This window comes from Flavobacterium sp. KACC 22763 (genome assembly GCF_028736155.1).
GTDB lineage: Bacteria > Bacteroidota > Bacteroidia > Flavobacteriales > Flavobacteriaceae > Flavobacterium.
Genome location: NZ_CP117879.1, coordinates 2,906,533 through 2,926,053 on the forward strand (window position 1 = coordinate 2,906,533; position 19,521 = coordinate 2,926,053).

Here is a 19,521-nt window from a genome sequence, read left to right on the forward strand (position 1 = left end):
AAAATACTGCTATGAAAAACTTGTCTGTATTTCTAATTTTAATTTCCGTTTTTTCATGTCAGCAGAAGGAAAACAAAGAAGCTTCTGCTGAATCACCAATACCTGTTGTTCAAAAAGAAAAAAAGCAGGAGAACAAAAAAATAAGCGACACTATTGCTATGAATTTTAAGAATGAAGCAAATGTGTTTTGGGCAGAAGGCCATATAGATTCTCTAAATTCAAAAGTTTATGTTCAATTTAAAAATGAAGATTTGGGCGAATTAAACGCTCAAATAATTCCAGATGGAGGAAAAGGAAACATCCGTTTTAATCAAATTATTTTTCCTGATAAAACTGCAGACGGACCATTTGGAATGGATTTGAAAATTCCGCTCAAACAAAAAGGAATTCACGTTTTAATAATCGGACATTCTTTAATGGCTGATAATCCTTATTATGGCAATTTTAAAGTGCAATTAAATATTAAAAAAGAATAAAGCGCCAGAAAATTACGCTTTAATTCTCCTTTTATTTCTTGCCCAATACGTAAGATATGCAATCCCTAGAATTAACACCAGTATATCAAACCTAATGATTTGCGGTATACGGTCAATTTGATCGTTATAATAAGTTCCACCTAAAAGAGCGCCTAAACCGATTCCAAGTTCCATCGAAATATACATTGTTGCCACTGCTTTTCCTCTATGTTCAGGATTACTCATGTCAATAGTCCATGCGCTAATTGCTGGTGACAAAATACCAGTACCGATTCCGTAAATTCCAGCTCCAATTAATAACATCTGAATGTCTCTTCCTGCACTTATTACAAAAAGAGCAATTGAAGTTATGATTAATCCCGCCATGATAACTTTTGGTCTTCCATGTCTATCGGAAACTTTTCCTGCGCCAAAACGTACCATAACCGATGCGACAGTAAAAGCCGTAAAAAATAATCCTTTATTTGTTGCGCCCAAATGTTCGCTCCAATCTGGAATTAAAGTTAAAATAAGTCCGAATGCGGTGTACGAAAGAAAAGTAATAATTCCTGCTGGAAACACATTTCTATCAACAATATCATTTTTTCCTATAATGAACATTGACCAATTCAATTTTTCTTTTGTCGCAAGAGTTTCCTTCATATTCATTACAATAATAATTGAAAAGAAGGCTAAAAATGAAGAAGTGTAAAACATCACATTGATTCCGTACGAATTCACAATCATACTTCCTAGCGCTGGTCCTAATGCCCCTCCGATACTAAAACATAATCCGTGCATTCCGAGCGCTTCTCCCCATCTGTGCTGCGGAATAATATCTGCCACATAAGCCGAAGTTGATGTAGGTTTAAATCCTGTTGAAAAACCATGAACCAAACGCAACAATAAAAATCCTGAAACAGAACTCAAAATTGGATACAAAAATCCGCATACCACACAAACCGAAGAACCTATTGCCATAACAGGAACGCGTCCCCATTTATCGGTAAGCTTACCGCTGAAAGGGCGCGAAATTGCTGCCGTCAATGTAAATAATGAAATGATAAGCCCTTTGTATTCTGCTCCTCCTAGACTGCTTAAGTAATTTGGAAGTTCAGGTATCATCATATTAAAACTTGATGAAAATAATAGGGAACTCAAACAAAGTAAAATGAATTGTAAGGTATAAATTGATTTTTCGTTTTGTGACATTATTGGATTTTTATATAACTAAAGGCTGATAGAAAATTATGATTTTTAAAATAATTCCAGCTGATTGTATGGGTTTATAGGTTTCTTTTTAGGAGGTTTTGCATCGCCAAAAACGGTTTTTCCGCCATATTTATAAGATTCCTCTCTTTCTCTTTGAATTAAGGCATCAAAATTAGAATTTGGCGTAAAACTTTCTTCTGCTTTCCGCGAAATCTCAGATAGTTTCTGAATGGCACTTAATTTATCGCTATTCCCAATTTTAGCACGATTAATAGCTCTTTGCAACGTATCGATAGTTTCATCGTAGATTTTAACGGGAACAGGAAACGGATGTCCATCTTTTCCACCATGAGCAAATGAAAAACGGGCTGGATCTTCAAAGCGAGTTGGAGTTCCATAAATGATTTCGCTTACCAAAGCCAAAGACTGCAAAGCTCTTGGCCCCATTCCTTTTAAAAGCAGTAACTCTTCAAAATCTTCGGGCTTGTTTTCGTGAGTAGCCCAAAGCATGGCGCCCAGTCTTTTCATGTTCACATCTTCCATTCTCACATCGTGATGCGCGGGCATAGAAAGATGCTGCATTTCTTTTATGATTTTAACTGGCGATTCTTTTACCAATTCTAAAATACCTTCACGAGATTTTGTGGCTTCATTTGCCGTAAGATTTAAAATTGAGCCTTGATTTTCGCCATAAATAAAAGTATGCGGTTCATTTATAAAAGACTTTAAATCTTGCGAGTGCCAATGGTATCTTCTGGCAGTTCGCGAATTCGGATTCATTCCCTGCTGGATAACAGCCCACTGCCCTTTATTATCGACAATAAAATTATGCTGATACAATTGAAATCCGTCTTGAATGGCGGTATTGTCCACTTTTGCAGTAAGTCGGCTGCAGCTGGCAAGATTAATTCCATCAAGACCCGTTTTTTCGCCAACGAACAAAAGTTCTTGTGGCGTTGCCATAGAATGCTTTCCTTTTCCTCCGCAGATATAAATCCCAAGTTCTTTCGAGTGCGGATTAACCGATTTCTTTAATGCTCCAAGAACCGAAGTAGTAATTCCAGACGAGTGCCAATCCATTCCCATAACAGCTCCAAAACTCTGAAACCAAAAAGGATTGCTCAATTTACTTATGACCTCAGCAGTCGAAAATTCCATTGCAATTGTTTCTACAATGGCAAGACCAAGTTTAGACATTCGCTCAGCAAGCCATAATGGAACATGCCCATAATGTAAAGGAAGATCTGCTGTACCGGAACGTTTCATTTGCTGGAATTAGAATTCTGCAAAAATACTTCTTTTAATTGTGAATTATAAATTGTGAATTGTTAATTCAAGTGTAAAAAATTTAGGGTGTGAAAAGCAAAAAACCACTTGCATAACACAATTAACAATTTATAATTAACAATTTACAATTTAAACCCTCTCAATATCTTCTTCTGGTTCTGCAACAGGTTCCGCATTATCATCCAACCATGCTACAAACAATTTATATCCTATTGAAAATACAATAGGCCCAACAAATAACCCGATGAAACCTGACATAATAAAACCGCCTATCACACCTAAAAAAATCACAAGCATAGGTACAAGAGCTCCTTTTCCTAATAATAAAGGCTTTAAGACATTATCAGACAATCCGCTGATGATAAAAAATATAGTCCAAAAAACGGCGTGACCAGAATCTCCAGTTGAGAAAAGATAAATGATCACTCCAATATTAATTATAATAGGTCCAATCTGTAAAATAGAAAATATCAAACAAATCAAAGTCAATATTCCCGCATACGGAATATCAGCCCAAAACAAGCCGATAGCTTGAATAATGGTCTGAATAACCGCAACTCCCAAAATCCCTTTAACCACTTGGTAAATAGTTGAAACCGAAATCGTCATAATTTCTTCAGCTTCATTTCCTGCAATTTTTTTCAGGAATTTCATAAAGAAAGCTTTTCCTCCTGGCGATACCAATAAAACTCCTGCAATAATAACCGAAAGTATAAATTGCAAAAATGCTGCACCAGAGCTCAAAATACTTGCCATAATTTTAGAAGACAATTCTTTTATCTGATCTTGATATTTAACAACGCCTTGTTCTAAATCTGTTGACATTGAAAGTAAAAACTCATAGAGCGGTTTACCTATTATGGGCCATTCTTTTATAGAAGCACCCGGCGGACTAATTTTAAGTGTTCCTGCTTCAAAACTATTTTTCAGTTCTAAAAAATTTCCCGTTGCCGCTTTCAGAAAATAAATGAGAGGCAACACCATAATGGCAATAATCAAAATAGTAATGACAACCGATGCCAATGCTTTTCTTCCTTTTAATATTTTCTGTAATGAATTAAATATCGGATAAAATACAACAGATAATATTACAGCCCACAGAATAGGCATAAAAAAAGGCAACAGCAGCTTAAGACAAAACCCAACAAGGAGAAATATGAAAAATAACTGCAAAATAGTATCAAAGAGTTCTTTCTTTTTATTCGAATTGATTGTTTTCATGGTTATTGTTTTTTAATGGTGAGTTGTTAATGGTAAATTGTGAATTGTTAATGGTAAATGATTTCTTTAAATCCTTACTCTGCTTCTCTAATCTTGCTTCTTTATACTCTAATCTTGGTTCTTGTCTCTTGATTCTTCTTTACTTCCCAGTCTTATTAATAGAGAAATTGGCATCTGAAACCAGCCTTCCAATCAAGATTATCGGATATAAAACTCCTGTAAGCACCTCAATCTGAACCAGAGAGCGAGCCAAAGGATGAAGAGGCGCTATTTCGCCAAAACCTGTTGATGTGATACAGATATAACTGAAATACATAAAACTAGCCAGATCGCTATTGCTTGTAAACTTTGATTCTGTTATTTGAAAAGAACCATCAATATGCTGAAAAAGAAATAAATAAAGCGTAGACCAAAAATGAACCAAAAGCATATACACGACAATCGAGCCCACAATGCGATAAGTAGTTACAGGACCAGGCTCCAAAACTTTTATTAAAACCAAAGTAATGAGAAGCAGCATAATGGCAACCGAGAGAATAAGATCGGCAAATAGGATAAAAATATTATGTTCAAAATAATTAATCCATTGTGTTATAATAAATAAAAAGGGAATTATAGAAATAAGAAAAGCTTGCTTTTTATGTTTTGATAAAGCTATAATTCCAGCGAAAAGAAATAGTATCCAAAATATATTAACTGCTGTCATAAAACGCATATAACTGCCAAAAAACGGAATGACAATAAAATGCATGATAAACAAGAGTATCAGCATACCACTGAGTCCTTTCTCTTGCGTCCAAATACGATATAAAAAACGGTCTTTTTGTGCTATCATAATATAAATTCCAAATATTAAATTCCAAATTCCAATCCCGAAACCTAAAATAAATTCCAAAAACTAAATCCCAAATTCCAATCTTGAAGTCTAAAAACAAATTCCAAAAACGAAATTCCAAATTCCAATCCCGAAACCTCAGGAAAAGTTCTATATTCTTACTTCTTTACTCTTGCTTCTTGCTTCTTTAATCCCCACCCTCAAATCGGTATCGGCTCTACTTCTACTCTTCCAATTGGTCTTCGCCAAAGTTTAAAAAGCAGAATAATGAAAATGGGCAGAAAACAAACTGCCGACATTACGAGATAAATATCTTTATAGGCCAATAACATAGAAGCCTGAGAGGTCTGATTAGAAAGACTTTTTTCTGCTTTTTTCTGCGCTTCAGCATCTGATAATCCCATATATAAAAATTGTCTTTTTGAGTTTTCCAGCTGCTGTTCGGCTTGTTTATTTATCGGACTCAATTGCTGGCTTAAACCCGTTTTATGCTGCACATTCATATTTGAAATAAAAGTTCCTAAAACAGCGCCTCCGAGTAAAGAAGCAAAAACAGCCTGAGCGATAATTCCAGTCATCATGCGTGATGTACTCAAATTTGGAGGAATTCCTTCTGATATATATAAGAGCGAAACTGGAAACAGAAACCCCATTCCTAAACCTTTAAAAATTAATGGCAGATAAAAATCAGATGCATCGATTCCTGGATAGAATCTGAAAAAAAGTATAATATGATACATTCCGTAGCAAGCGAAACCAATTACCCAAATCGTAGCCAGATAAATTCGTTTGAATAAAAGATAAGTCGAAAGCGGAATCGAGATGCATAACCCAATTAAAAGCGAAAGATGCGTTACCGCTCCCAGAACGGGATCAAAACCTAATATATTGGTCATATACCCTGTTATGACACTTCCTGTTCCATTTATTAATCCGATATAAAACATCAAAAATGCCCCCGGAATGACATTCTTAAATTTGTAAACATCTGGATTAATTAAAGGTTCTGCGGTAAAACGAACATGAAGCAGATAGATTCCCGCCACAATAAATAAAACTGCAGAAGCCAACGTTACTTTAGGATCGCTAAACCAATTTCTAGTTTGTCCTTCAGCACATAAAAAAAGGATAATGGTAAAAAATAAAATCAGGATAATCCAACCTCTCCAATCAAATTGAAATTTGGCTTTTAGAGGTGCCACATCAGCTTTATAAAAATACCAAGCCAGAACAATACAAATTAAAAAATTGACATTCAGGAAATAAATTCCAAACGTCCAGTTATGAAAACTCACAAAATGTGCTCCTAAATATTGATACAAATGCTGACTTCCTTTCTGTATAAACTGAAAAATTCCGTACATCAAAGCCATATTAAGAGCAGGATTGTACTTTAATAAAATAGGCACCATCGAAGCAAATATTCCAATAATAGAAACTATTGCCAAAAGAGAACGGCATAAAACAAACCAAGCGATCGTTGGCGCAAATAATGAAGCCGTGTTGAAAAGCAGAGACAAAAATGAAACGGATAAAATCATGGTACGAACCTTAATCTGTTTTCCCAGTTTTAATCCTAAAGGCAAAAAAGCAAGCATTGCAAAAATGGGAATGTAAACCGCATAACTAAAAGCGGTCGTAGAAGGCCCAAAATGTCCTAATATCTGCGAATTATCATAAGTCGTAACATTGAGTCCGTTAAAAAAAGGAATCGTCAGGATATATAATCCTGTCAGTGTAAAAAGGCTCCTTTTTTTCCCTGCAAACATCTCTTATTTTTTTACTTCAACAGTTACATTCATTCCTGGTCTTACTTCTTGAAGCTCTTTAGTCGGAGTTTCAAATTCAATTTTAACTGGAATACGCTGGGTGATTTTAACAAAATTTCCTGTTGAATTATCAGGCTCAACCATCGAGAATTTGGCTCCCGTAGCAGGAGAAAAACCAGCCACTTTTCCTTTAAATTCTTTTCCATCCAAAGCATCAATCGTAATGGTCACTTCTTGTCCGTGTTTTATTTTCTCGATTTGAGTTTCTTTGAAATTGGCCGAAATCCATAATTTTTCAGTCAGAACCATTGTAGCAATAGTCTGATTAGCATTAATTAACTCGCCAATAGACAAATTTCTTTCACCCACAAAACCATCCGCTGGCGCCATTATAGCTGTGTAGGACAACTGCAATTTTGCGGCATCAAGATCTGCTTTTTTTCTGGCGACGGTTGCTGTCGCTGCTTCGAGATTAATCGAACTCTGTTTGGTAATCGAACTGCTTGCTTCTAGACCTTTTCTGCCTGCTTTAACATAAGCTTCTTCCGATTTTAATTTAGAAATAACCTGATCATATTGGTTTCGTGTTACTGCCGAATCGGCATACATATTCTTGAAACGCTGATAATCTTTTTGAGCTTTTTCTAAACTCGCTAAATCTCCTGCCAGCTTTTCTTTTCCCGAAGCCTGATTAGAAACTGAAGTCGTTATATTTTGCTGCAGCGAATGCAGATTACCTTCGGCTATAGCCAAATCTGCTTCGGCCTGTTTAACTTTAATAATGTATTCTTCATCATCTAAAACAACCAATGTATCTCCCTTTTTCACCTGCTGATTAGATTCAAATTTTATTTCTTTAATATGGCCAGTCGCACGCGCCGCAATATTATTTATGTAAGCTTCAACTTGCGCATTATTGGTGGTTTCATAGGAACTGAAATCAAAGAACAAACTTAAAATCCACAATCCTCCTGCAATTAAAAAAACAAAAGACAGTACCGTGAGAATTGTGTTTCTCTTTTTTTCATTTTTCTGAACTGCTCCATTTTGTGTATCTGCTTCGCTCATAACAAGAAGTTTTAAAGTTTGCCCATTGCATATTGAAGTGAGTAATATTGAATGATTAAATCTAAATTGGCGTTTACAAGTGAAATTCTAGAATTATTTAATTGCAATTCCGCATCTACAATCTCACTGATTAAAGCAAAATCGTTATCATATCGGCTTTTTACAATTTTATAATTGCTCATTGACAGCTCTACATCTTTTTTATAGGTTTTAATATTTTCTTTGCTTTCTACATATCTCACGTACGCATTTTTAACTTCGGTAGTAATCTGGTCTTTGGTCACTTCTAGAGCTATATTGCTTTTATCGATTTCCAATTTATCGCTGCCTATGCGGTGTTTCAGGTTATAAAAACTCGAAATATCCCAATTCAAAGAAAGTCCTGCTGCCCAATAATTGAGAATATTAACATAATTGGGCCACTGCGCCGGATATTCGGTATTCAAAATTAAGTTTGCATTTAAGCTCGGTTTAAATCCGCTTTTGGTGAGACTTAATGAAGATTCTGATAACTTAATTCTTATATCTGCCCGTTTCATCTCTTCCCTATTCAGAAATGCTTCTTCTAAACTTTCCTGCAGATTCATATTTTCTGTCGGAATCATACTTTCTGCCACTTCGGGTTTCAGAATTGTATTAGTCGGAAATCCGATTAATATATCCAGATAATTACTGATAAGCTGAATCGTATTGGTGCTTCTAAAAACCGAAACCTTAAAATTAGACTGCTGCAATTCGGTTCTCAGAAGATCACTCGTAAGATTCTGACCATTTTTTACACGCGATTTTAACTGATTGATTCGAATGTCAGTATTGATAATATTCTGTTTCGTAACCTCAATTTGTCGGTATAATTTCTCAAGTGTAAAATATTGTTCGGTAATGGCATTTTTGACATCAGCTTCGGTCATTTTTACAGCCGATTCCTGCATCTCACTAATTAATTCCTGCTGATTAATTCTGGTATTAATGGCATTTCCAGCATAAATTGGGAGCGAAGAAATAATATTGGCAAAGGCCTGATGATCGTAATAATATACGGTAACATTTCTAGCATAAAATCCTTCGTAAAGTTTAGGATCTCCAATATAATTGTAACCACCGTTTAAACTTATTCTTGGCGCTTTTGCAATTTTAGCCTGACTGACATTTTCATTGGCAATAGCCAAATCGGCATTTGCCAGTTTCAATTGCCGGTTATTTTTAATGCCTAATAAAATTGCCTCATCAAGTCTTATCTTTTTTGCAGATGCCAGACTACTGGTATCTTGCTGCGCAAAACTTAAATTACAGCAGTACAATAAGACAAAAGTCAAATATTTTAAATTTAAAACTCTAAATTGCCAATAATACATCCGATTATATTGATTTAATTTTTCATTTTTGGGAATCTGTAATCAATATTCTTCAACAACCTTTCGGTAAAACTTGAAATCTTTCTTTAAAAAAAGCCACGGCGTAAACTCTAAAATTATTTTTTGCAATAATTATTCTGACAATAAATTTAAACAATTATTATTCAACACTTTATAGTACAAACACTTAAAATTGTTCCAATTTATAAATTGAAACAATTTTTAAGTGCCTCAAGACCAATTTTAAACAAAAAAAAATTGCAACAATCAGCTAGATTATTGCAATTTTAGAAATAAATCAAAATGTAGTTATCGGCTTATAATTTTATTTTTCAGTTTTCTCAGCATCCAGTAAAACAGCCAATTGAATGCATGGCGAGTCTGATTTATTACTCCACGCATGATTGGTGCCACGCTGAATTACAATATCTCCAGCTTTCAACAAAGTTTCTTCTTCGTCTACAATCAGGTAAATTTCACCAGAAATGATAATGATATAATCTAGAGTGTCGGTCTGATGCATTAAAGGATGCGGTTCTCCTTCTGTGACTATCACACCCAAATCTTTATCAGGCGGAATCTGAACATAACGGAAATAACTTCCGTTTTTTGGTGTATTGGGAAAAGCAGTATTCTCAATAACTTTCTCCTCAAATTTTGCGGGTGTAGAATCTGTCGACCAGATATCAGAAATAATTAATCCAGGAAAATGTTCCGATACATTCGAAACGATTTCATCTTGCTCTATAATTGATTTTCCGTCTCGTAAGCCTGTTACGATTCTTCTTGGTATTGTTCTCATTCTTTATATTTATTCTGGTAAAAAACAATTCATTCCGTTAGGAATGTTTGCTTAGTAGAATCAAATTTCAACACACGTTTATACGTTCCGTAGGAACGTCTGATAAACGAGGCAAATCATATCCTGAAACAGGTGTCCTTACAGGACACAACGCAAAACGATATCATTTTTTTTCTACCGATGAGATATTCCTACGGAATATTACTCTTTTGGAAACCTGACAGGTTTTTAAAACCTGTCAGGTTTAAAACTTAACTAACTATATTTAATCTAACTTAAACCATTCATTTACTTCTCTTGCAATGGTATCTTTAATCTCGGGATTCTCAAATTCATTTGAAACCGGATTATATTCATAATCTTTTTTCCATTTTTTATAATTCGAAGCTACTTTTTCAATCGCATCGCAGATATAAAAAAGCTCTTCATTGGTTGTAATTGGATGCAGTGATAAACGAACCCAACCTGGTTTATTGGTCTGATTTCGCTGTAATAATTCATTTGTAATTTCTGCCGATTTCTTTTCGTTGATATTAAACAGATAATGCGCATAAGTACTCGCACACGACCAGCCCCCGCGAACCTGAATCCCAAAACGGTCATTTAAAAGTCTTACGATCAAATTGTAATGAATATCCTCAATCACAAACGAGACACAGCCAATTCGTTCTGTGGTTAAATCTCCTAAAATAGATAAGCCTTGTATTTTTTGAAGTCTGGAAAAACAAAGATCTAGCAACTCTTTTTCTCTTTCTCTGATTTTCTCCACGTTCATCTGCTCTTTCAATTCTAAAGCCAATGCCGTTCTAATAACTTGCAAAAACCCCGGAGTTCCGCCATCTTCTCTTACTTCTATTACATCGCTGTAACAATATTTCCCTAACGGATTAGTCCATCTTACATTTCCTCCGCCTGGATTATCAGGAAAATCAGATTGATATAATTTTTCATTAAAAACCAAAATACCGCAAGTTCCGGGTCCGCCTAAAAATTTATGTGGCGAAAAGAAAATCGCATCCAATTGTTCGTCTGGATCTTTTGGATGCATATCGATTTTGACATACGGAGCTGAGGCTGCAAAATCTACAAAACAAAGTCCGCCGTTTTGATGCATGATTTTGGCTAATTCGTGATAAGGCGTAATAATTCCCGTAACATTCGAACAAGCAGTAAACGAACCGATTTTTAAGCTTCTGTCTGCATATTTTTTGATTGCCGATGAAAGAGCTTTTGGGTCGACTAAATTGTTCTCATCAGGCGGCAGAATAACCACTTCGGCATTTGTTTCATACCACGAAACCTGATTAGAATGATGTTCCATGTGAGTAATAAAAACCACAGGTCTATCTTCTTCCGATTTGGTTCGAAGCGCCATAATACGCTGCAGTTTTGATAAAGCTGCCGTCATACCGCTTCCTGTAGTTACCAAAACATCCGATTCGTTGGCATTAACGGACTTTTTAATAATATCTCTCGCATGCTGATAGGCATAAGTCGAGGTTTTTCCTGTCTGACTTGAAAGCGAATGCGTATTGGCAATCATGGGACCAATTTTATTGAGCATTATATCTTCAATCGGCGCGTATAATCTTCCGCTGGCAACCCAGTCTGCGTAAACTAGATTTTGTTCTCCATAAACCGATTCAAAAGTATGGTCAATTCCTATTGTATTTTCTCTAAATTTAGAAAAGTAACATTCAGGCTCTGTTGGTTTTGTTGTTGGCTCAATAGCATTCATATCCTTGTCATTTTAATTAATTAAATTTATTATTGATTGAATCTTTTTAAACACATAGAAACATAGATTATATTCTAAATAATAGGTATTTGAAAAAATCTAGATTTTCACACATAGCTATGTTTGTTAAAACAAATGAAATGCCTTTTTAGATAAAGAAAAACTATGTTACTATGTGTTTAAATAAATTAATTTGCCTGCCCTAAAAGTCTTTTTAATGTAGATTGCAACTCTTCTCCATGCAGGTTTTTCGCGACGATTATTCCTTTAGAATCTACCAAATAATTCCCTGGAATAGCTCTTACACCATATAATTTGGCAACGGCACTGTTCCAGAAAAGCAAATCAGAAACATGTGTCCAGGTTAAATTATCATCCTTAATTCCCTTAATCCAGTTTTCTTTCTTTTTATCCAGAGAAATCCCGACGATGTTAAACCCTTTCTCATGAAATTCTTTGTAAGCCGCTACAATATTCGGGTTCTCTCTTCGGCAAGGACCACACCATGAAGCCCAAAAATCTACTAAAGTATACCCTTTCAAATTATCATAAAGGCGAACTGGCTTTCCATCAGGATCATTGGCTGTAAAATCTGGGGCTTTTTTACCTACTGCTAATCCGTCTAAAACAATAGCCAGTTCTTTTAATTCTTTCACGTAAGTGGTGTTTTGAAGACTTTTATCTAGCAAAGCAATATTTTGTGTAATCTGCTCTGGCGTTAATCTATATGACCAGTTTCTGTATAATACATAAGCCGAAACGATAGATTTTGGATTTTCTGTTATGAATTTGCTGATTTCAACATCTTTGCTCTTTTTATAGGCTTCAAACAAATCCTGTGAAGCTGAACCTTCAACCACAGAGGCTGTATAATATTTCTTCGGACTTAGTTTTACCGTAATCGGGTCTTTTTCAAGAAAAACATACAATGGCGAACTTTCTGTATTGACGCTTAATCCGTATAAATCTGGTGTTTTTACTTTTGTTTTAAAACTAAAGTTTCCGTCTTTTACTTTTGCCGAATCAATCGTGGTAAACATTTTATTGTGAAACTTCTGCAAGTAAACGTATTGCGCCACAGTATCTGCAACAGTTCCTTTTAATTGTAAATTACTTTCCTGTGCCTGAGTTTGAACAACTCCAAGAAACAAAGCAAAACCTAATAGTATTTTTTTCATTTTATTTTTAGTTTTTAAGATTAGACAAAAGAGTTTCTGGCCGATGAAAAAACCATCAGCAAATTGCATTTTAAAAAGAAAATCTAAGAGAGAATTGGTGTTTTACATTCGAAAAACGGCCAGACTATTTTCTTCGAAAATTATATTCAAAAGCTCATAACCGGCATATAAAATTGATTCAGTTTTCATTTTAATAATTTTTAATTGGATGATCTTAAACAGATTTACGGATGAAATCTTTCTTATCTGCCCGCATTTTGCGGAAGGATTTAGCACCTTATTCGGCAACAGGTTGCTAAGACTTCAATGGGCCTATTCCCTCAGTCTTTCTGGATAAGTATCATTTTATAATTTTTCTGATACAAATATATAGTAATTCTACCGAATTAATCAAGTTTAAATTTTGTTTTTTTCAAATTAATTAAAAAAGCGCTTTTTAACAACCCAATAAAACACTTATAATCAAAACATTAAAACAAAAAATAAGTTTATTTTGAAATTCTTATTTATAAAAGAAATTCATACGTTTTTTAGATTCTGAATCGAAATGCATTTATAAATTCTAAAGAAAAAGATGCAGATATTTATTCTTTTCCAGATTTAAAAGAGGCTCTTTGAATCCGTTTTCGAGATTTGAAGTAATTAATCCGAGGACTTGTTTTAGATCGTTAAAATTATTTGGCTTCACAAAATAACAGAATGCTCCAAGGTTCCCAGCTGCTTCCATATCATTTTTGTGCGAAGAAGTAGAAATCATAATTACCGGAATATCTTTAAAATTCTCTTCCGATTTTAATTGTTTCAAACATTCCCACCCATTCATAATAGGCATATTTAAATCTAAAAAAACGACACTTGGAATTTTATCTTGATTTTTCAGCATTTTCAATGCTTTATCACCATTTTCTGCACAATGACAAACAATATTTTCATCTATATCAGCCAAGGCTTCGCAAAACATTTCTGCGTCATCTTGATCATCGTCAGCTAATAATATTATTTTCTTACTCATGATTAAATATCTTTTTCTCTTTGTTCAAATGGCAGTGTAATACTAAAAACAGCTCCTTTATCAGCAATTCCGGTTGCGGTAATGTTTCCTCCGTGACGTTCCGCTATTTTTTTACAAAGAGATAATCCTAAGCCAGTTCCTTCATAACGGTCTTTAGAGTTTAGACGGGTAAAAGTTTCAAAAATGCGTCCAGTCTGATCGAGATCAAACCCAATTCCGTTGTCTTCTACCGTAATTACAGCTGTCCTTCTACCGCCTTCAATTTGTTCTTTTGCATTAATGGTAATCAGTGGCGGAACATTTTCTCTAGCAAATTTAATAGAATTGTTTATCAGATTATAGAATAACTGATAGAGTAGTACGGAAGCTCCTTCAATAACAGGAAGCCCTTGATAATAAATATTTCCGCCTGTTCTTTGAAGTGAAATTTCAAGATCGGTTTCTATGCTTTTTATGACTTCATTGAGATCAACGATTGTTGCTTTTTGCGAGTCGGCATTGATTTTAGAATAGGCAAGCACACCGTCAATCATAGTAAACATTCTGTCTGCCGCTACATGGATTCTTTCAACATATCTCGTTGTCGATTCATCCAGCTGATTTTCGAGATGGTCTTCTAAACGGCTTACAAATGTTTTTATTTTTCTAACGGGTTCTTTTAAATCGTGCGATGCAACATGGGCAAATTGCTGCAAATCATCATTTGAACGTTGGAGTTCTTTGGTGCGGTCTGCTACCAAAATTTCCAGTTTTTCGGTAATCGATTTTTGTTCATGAATATCGGTGCAGGTGCCAAACCAATTGGTAATGATTCCTTCTTTATCTCTAATAGGAAGTGCTTTACTCAAAAACCAATGGTATTCTTTCGAAATTCCATTTTTTAAACGAAATTCCATTTGATAAGAAGAACCCGCATTAACGCTTTGGTACCAAGTTCTTAAAACATCGTAAACATCGTCAGGATGGAGCGCTGGAACCCAACTTGAATCGCCAAATTCATGCTCGTTAAGATCAGTGTACTCATACCATCTGCTGTTGAAATAATCTACAAATCCATCGGGTTGTGCGGTCCAGATAATTTGCGGCACCAAATCTGCAAGCTGCCTAAATTTCTCTTCGCTTTCTGCAATAACATTTTGAAGTTCTTTTTGTGAAGTAATATCACTAGCAGCGCCAAACCATTCTACAATTTTTTCTTTTTCATCTAATATCGGAACCACTCTGGAGAAAACCCATCGTACAGAATCATCTTCTTTAATAATTCTGTGTTCCATTTCAAAAATGCTTTTCTCTACGATAGATTTAGAAATCAGATGAACTGCTTGTTCCAAATCGCTAGGATGAACAAATTTATCTAGCCAATTGACGCTATGGCCACCAGAGCCAGAAAGCCTTCCTCCTCCTTCAAGACTTTGCATCACCATCCAATCGGCATCCATACGATAAACCAAATCAGAAGATGCATTGACTAAAGCTCGAAAACGGTTTTCGCTTTTTTCCATTTTCTGACGGGCTTCAACTTGTTCTGTAACCTCAACCGCCACTTGTATCATTCCTGTTATCTCCCCTTCTTCAATTAAAGGTCGATACGTTAAATTATAATAATAGTTTTTTAATTCTCCCGTTCGATTGTGTGGCACAAGAACTTCACTTTGATCAAAAGGAATTCCTTCGTTATAAACCTTTAAAACCTGCTCCCATACATATTGGCCTTCAAGCTCAGGCAGCACATCAATCAATCGCATGCCAATAATTTCTTCACCACGGCCAATCATTTGCAGCATCTGTTTATTTATCTGCTCAATAATTAAATCGTCACCTTTTAACACCAAAGTTGGAGCCGGCGTCTGATGAATCATTTTGCGAAAACGGCTTTCACTTTGCTGCAGTTTTTCTTCTGCCTGTTTACTTTCAGTAATATCCCTTGTAGTTCCAACCACAAGTTCGACTTCTCCTTTTTCATTAAAAACTGGAACAAAAATATAGTCGTAAATTCTTCTTCCGAGTTCTGCATGCGGAAAAGAAACAGTTCCTCTAATAGCTTTTTTTTCAGCCACTACAGTATCTATTTCCTTTTCGTGCATTTCGGCATGCCAATCTTCATATCCGTTTTCTATTAATCCGCGTCCTATAGCATCCTCAGCCGATTTACCCCACATTGTCAATAGAGCTTTATTGGCATAAGTAAACTTATAATCCAGATCAAATACATAAACCAAATCGGGAGTTCCGTTTATTATAGAATTGTAAAGTCTTTTTTGTTTTTCAGCTTCAATTAATGCATTATTGAGTTCATTTTCAGAATGCTTCTCTTCGGTAATGTCTTCCATTGTCACCACCAATAGTTCGTCTTGCATAACCGCTGTAAATTTCAACCAATGGTTTCTTCTTTCATCATCATAGCATTGCTCAAAATGGGATGTAATTCCTGTTTCTGCGGTTTCAATACATTTTTCGAGAATTGTGTTTCCTCCTATTTTAGAAAAAACTTTACTGAATCTTTTTCCTTTGTAGTCTTCGTTATTGATCCAGTTTATAAAATAATCATTAAACAGCAACACCGAAAAATCTTCAATCTTATTTTTAGTAGTATACAAAGATTTTAAAACTGCAATACCATTTGGCGCAGCATTAAAAGCGGTTTTTAGAAGATCTAAATTATTTATTAACTCCATCATCTACTGAGTGAAAATAATTTTTAATGCTGTTTAATTTTATAAAATACACTCAAATTTGTTAAATTCCTTCTCAAATATAAATAAAAAGGGATTTACTATAAACATTATTCAATGTGATTTCATAAAAATTAAATATCAATATAAATCCTCCTACAAATTCTTTGATTTCAAAAATCAGAATCATTTAAAATTCAGTTTTTATTAGAATTAAAGATTCGTGCTGCAGCTGCATAATATGCAAAAGAGCGGAAATTTTCCGCTCTTTTACTATCAATCTGTTTTTGTATCTTCATTTCCAAAAGTACTAATATTCATATCAGAACTCTTTTTATGCCTTAGCTCTTCGTAATCACTATCATCTCCCCAATCACCAGTGTTAGGTTTATGAACAGCGTCGTTTCTTTCCTTTAAATCTTCATCTATACTTTCTTCATGCGGAAAATACATGTGGTATCCTAAAATTGGATCCCAATTTGCCTCCTGAGTACGATCTACACTTTCTTGGGATAAATCGTTTTGATTATTTCTTCTGTCCATTTTTTTTCTGGTTTACACTTTCTTAAAATTGAAAGTTGATTATCATTTCATTCGTAATTCAGTAAAATTCAACAAATTAAACCATAAAATTATTATATCATTTTTAAAAAAGTTTATATGATTTCTTAATTTAAACAAAAATTAACATTTTAGAAAAAAGTCTTTATTTAATTAATGCAAAAACAAAACAGCCTGTAAACATAAAGCTTACAGGCTGTTTCTAACAATCTAAAGTTCTGAAAAAAATTCTCTTTAAAAAGTAACCAGTTTTACCCCCAAAGTAAACCAGCGTGATGGCAATGGAACTGCTCCTACCTCATAATAAGTTGCATTAAAAATATTCTGTCCATCTAAGAAAATAGTGAATTTATTAATAGCCTGACTTACTCTAAAATCATTTACCCAATAAGAAGGACCTGTAATTCTTTCGTTAAAACGAGTGGCAAACATTACAGATAAGTTTTTAAACTGATAATCTATTGTATTGGTAATTTGATGTTTTAATGACGAAATTGCATATTTTGAATACGTTTCTGTACGCGTACTATTGAATTCTGAATCTAAATATGTGTAAGCTAAAAGAATACTTAATTTAGAATCTTTAGAGAAATCAAATCTGTAATTTCCGCGTAAATTGATTCCATTTGTGTTTAAATCTCCTTTGTTCTGACTCTGCCAAGGCACATTTGTAGCATTACGCATCCAGTCGATGTAATTGTCAATTTTTCTGTAGAAATAATTCGCATTCAAACTCAAAGCTCTTTTGTTGTATTTGAATCCAATTTCACTTTGAAAAGCATTTTCTGAATCTAAATCAGGGTTTCCAACATTTCCTGTTTGTTTCAAATATAAATCTGTAAAAGATGGAATTCTTTGACTTGTTCCCACATTACCAATAATCTTAAATGCATCGGTAATAGCATAACTAGCATCGATTCCTGGATAAATCTGCCATTTATAATCTGAATTGTAATTTAAATATGTTCCGATATTTACATCCAATTTTTCAGTAAAGCTTCTTCTGTATTCTGCATAAAGTCCCACATTTTCGCGATCGTGATCTCCAATGTTTGAAGAGTGGATATTTTCGTTTCTAAACTCCGCTCCAAAACCAATTTCTCCTTTAGATAATTTAACTGTAGAGTTCAATTCTCCTGCAATAGAATTGGTATAATGCTGACTTCTTCCAACTGCCAGATTTGAATTTCCTAAATAACGGTAATCATCATAATTGTAGCGGTACGTAATTCTCGGCATGATTTTCCAGCTATCTGTAATTTGGTGATTTGACTGAAGGTTGGCAAATGTAGTCTGAACAATTTCTGTTGAGTTTTTATCTCCAGGTGCAGCGTAAAATCCGTTTGCTCCAAATCCGTTTTTGATATAACCTGCAGAACCTAAAATTTCATTTTTATCATTGATCTGAACATTTCCCTGATAGAAAATTTTGTTGTTTTCGAATGCTGTATTGTAACGGTAACCATTGCTTTTATCATGCGAAGCAAAAAGAATATGCTGCTGTTTTTCTTTTCCTAAAACTGCTCCAGCCTGAACTCCTGCTCCGTAAAAAGTATCACCAGTATCTTGAGTATCTTTTTCGAAATTTGATCCTGCGTAAGTGCTTACCATAAATCCAGAATCGGTTGGTTTTTTGGTAATAATATTAATGGCTCCTGTTAAACTGTTAATTCCGTAAATTCTTGCTGCTGGTCCACGAACCACTTCGATTCTTTCAATTGCTTCAACCGGAAGAGGCAGGTTTAGCATATTATGAGCCGTTTGAGAATCGATTACTTTTGCTCCGTTTAATAAAACAACAGTCTGCTCAAAACTTCCACCATCAACACTGATGTCGGCTTGAGTTCCAAATGGTCCTCTTTGTCTGATATCTACTCCGTTGGCATATTGCAATACTTCTTGCAATGTTCTTCCTGGCAGTTTTTTAATGGTTTCGCTCGAAATAACATATACATTTCTGTTTTGTTTAGAAATTGGTGTATTAAAACGGCCTTCATTAATAATGACTTCATCCATTTGGTTGATGGAATCTTTTTTTGTCTGTGCGTAAAAATTGGTACAAATTACTGCAAAGGCAGCAAAATAGATCTTTTTCATTTTGGTTTTTATTTTTTTTGGCAAAAGTAATTGCTTACCGTACCAATAAAGCATACCAGTTTTGTAATTATAACTAGTCCGGATGAATTAATGATCTATTTTGCCAAAAATTAAGCAAAAGTGAGAGATATTACTTATAAATCAAACATTTAGCACGCATTTTTTTAATGCAACAAAACTTTCTTTCTAACTGTTTCTGATTTCTTCTTCTGAAATTCCAGCCTCAATCTGATTATGATTAGTTTTTTTGATTACGCTT

The 19,521-nt window shown here is 34.5% G+C and carries 15 protein-coding genes and 1 riboswitch; of the genes, 1 reads left to right on the forward strand and 14 read right to left on the reverse strand.

The window, feature by feature from the left end; translation table 11 throughout:
- Positions 1-11 precede the first annotated feature (11 nt).
- Positions 12-476, forward strand: a complete 465-nt coding sequence (locus tag PQ463_RS11675; protein WP_274253852.1) for a hypothetical protein — start codon at positions 12-14, stop codon at positions 474-476.
- 12 nt (positions 477-488) lie between these two features.
- On the opposite strand, the gene PQ463_RS11680 is transcribed toward PQ463_RS11675, so the two are convergent.
- The 14 genes from PQ463_RS11680 to PQ463_RS11745 all read right to left on the reverse strand — a co-directional run bounded on the left by PQ463_RS11680 (position 489) and on the right by PQ463_RS11745 (position 19,262).
- Positions 489-1,667: an MFS transporter gene (locus PQ463_RS11680; RefSeq protein WP_274253853.1), complete on the reverse strand. Its 1,179-nt coding sequence runs from the start codon at positions 1,665-1,667 to the stop codon at positions 489-491.
- A gap of 45 nt (positions 1,668-1,712) precedes the next feature.
- Complete coding sequence (locus PQ463_RS11685; protein ID WP_274253854.1) at positions 1,713-2,933, reverse strand: DUF763 domain-containing protein; 1,221 nt, start codon at positions 2,931-2,933, stop codon at positions 1,713-1,715.
- A 150-nt stretch (positions 2,934-3,083) separates the two neighbouring features.
- Positions 3,084-4,175, reverse strand: a complete 1,092-nt coding sequence (locus PQ463_RS11690; protein ID WP_274253855.1) for an AI-2E family transporter — start codon at positions 4,173-4,175, stop codon at positions 3,084-3,086.
- 139 nt (positions 4,176-4,314) lie between these two features.
- The gene (locus PQ463_RS11695) at positions 4,315-5,010 is read right to left on the reverse strand and encodes an ion channel (RefSeq protein ID WP_274253856.1); all 696 of its coding nucleotides are present in this window, start codon (positions 5,008-5,010) and stop codon (positions 4,315-4,317) included.
- 200 nt (positions 5,011-5,210) lie between these two features.
- Positions 5,211-6,779, reverse strand: a complete 1,569-nt coding sequence (locus tag PQ463_RS11700) for an efflux MFS transporter permease (protein WP_274253858.1) — start codon at positions 6,777-6,779, stop codon at positions 5,211-5,213.
- A 3-nt stretch (positions 6,780-6,782) separates the two neighbouring features.
- Positions 6,783-7,847: an HlyD family secretion protein gene (locus PQ463_RS11705; protein ID WP_274253859.1), complete on the reverse strand. Its 1,065-nt coding sequence runs from the start codon at positions 7,845-7,847 to the stop codon at positions 6,783-6,785.
- A gap of 11 nt (positions 7,848-7,858) precedes the next feature.
- On the reverse strand, positions 7,859-9,202 hold the full coding sequence (locus tag PQ463_RS11710) for a TolC family protein (RefSeq protein WP_274253860.1): 1,344 nt from the start codon (positions 9,200-9,202) through the stop codon (positions 7,859-7,861).
- A 325-nt stretch (positions 9,203-9,527) separates the two neighbouring features.
- The gene (locus PQ463_RS11715; protein ID WP_274253861.1) at positions 9,528-10,004 is read right to left on the reverse strand and encodes a cupin domain-containing protein; all 477 of its coding nucleotides are present in this window, start codon (positions 10,002-10,004) and stop codon (positions 9,528-9,530) included.
- Between the two features lie 265 nt (positions 10,005-10,269).
- Positions 10,270-11,742: an aminotransferase class V-fold PLP-dependent enzyme gene (locus PQ463_RS11720; RefSeq protein ID WP_274253862.1), complete on the reverse strand. Its 1,473-nt coding sequence runs from the start codon at positions 11,740-11,742 to the stop codon at positions 10,270-10,272.
- A gap of 188 nt (positions 11,743-11,930) precedes the next feature.
- Positions 11,931-12,920 (reverse strand): TlpA disulfide reductase family protein, encoded by a 990-nt coding sequence (locus tag PQ463_RS11725; protein WP_274253863.1) that lies wholly within the window; start codon positions 12,918-12,920, stop codon positions 11,931-11,933.
- A 239-nt stretch (positions 12,921-13,159) separates the two neighbouring features.
- Positions 13,160-13,260: riboswitch (SAM riboswitch) on the reverse strand.
- 222 nt (positions 13,261-13,482) lie between these two features.
- A complete protein-coding gene (locus PQ463_RS11730; protein WP_111378991.1) occupies positions 13,483-13,932 on the reverse strand; it encodes a response regulator in 450 nt (149 codons plus the stop codon).
- A 2-nt stretch (positions 13,933-13,934) separates the two neighbouring features.
- Positions 13,935-16,610, reverse strand: a complete 2,676-nt coding sequence (locus PQ463_RS11735; protein WP_274253864.1) for a PAS domain-containing sensor histidine kinase — start codon at positions 16,608-16,610, stop codon at positions 13,935-13,937.
- Positions 16,611-16,880: 270 nt separating this feature from the next.
- The gene (locus PQ463_RS11740; RefSeq protein ID WP_274253865.1) at positions 16,881-17,147 is read right to left on the reverse strand and encodes a hypothetical protein; all 267 of its coding nucleotides are present in this window, start codon (positions 17,145-17,147) and stop codon (positions 16,881-16,883) included.
- A 252-nt stretch (positions 17,148-17,399) separates the two neighbouring features.
- The gene (locus tag PQ463_RS11745; RefSeq protein WP_274253866.1) at positions 17,400-19,262 is read right to left on the reverse strand and encodes a TonB-dependent receptor plug domain-containing protein; all 1,863 of its coding nucleotides are present in this window, start codon (positions 19,260-19,262) and stop codon (positions 17,400-17,402) included.
- Positions 19,263-19,521: the final 259 nt, after the last annotated feature.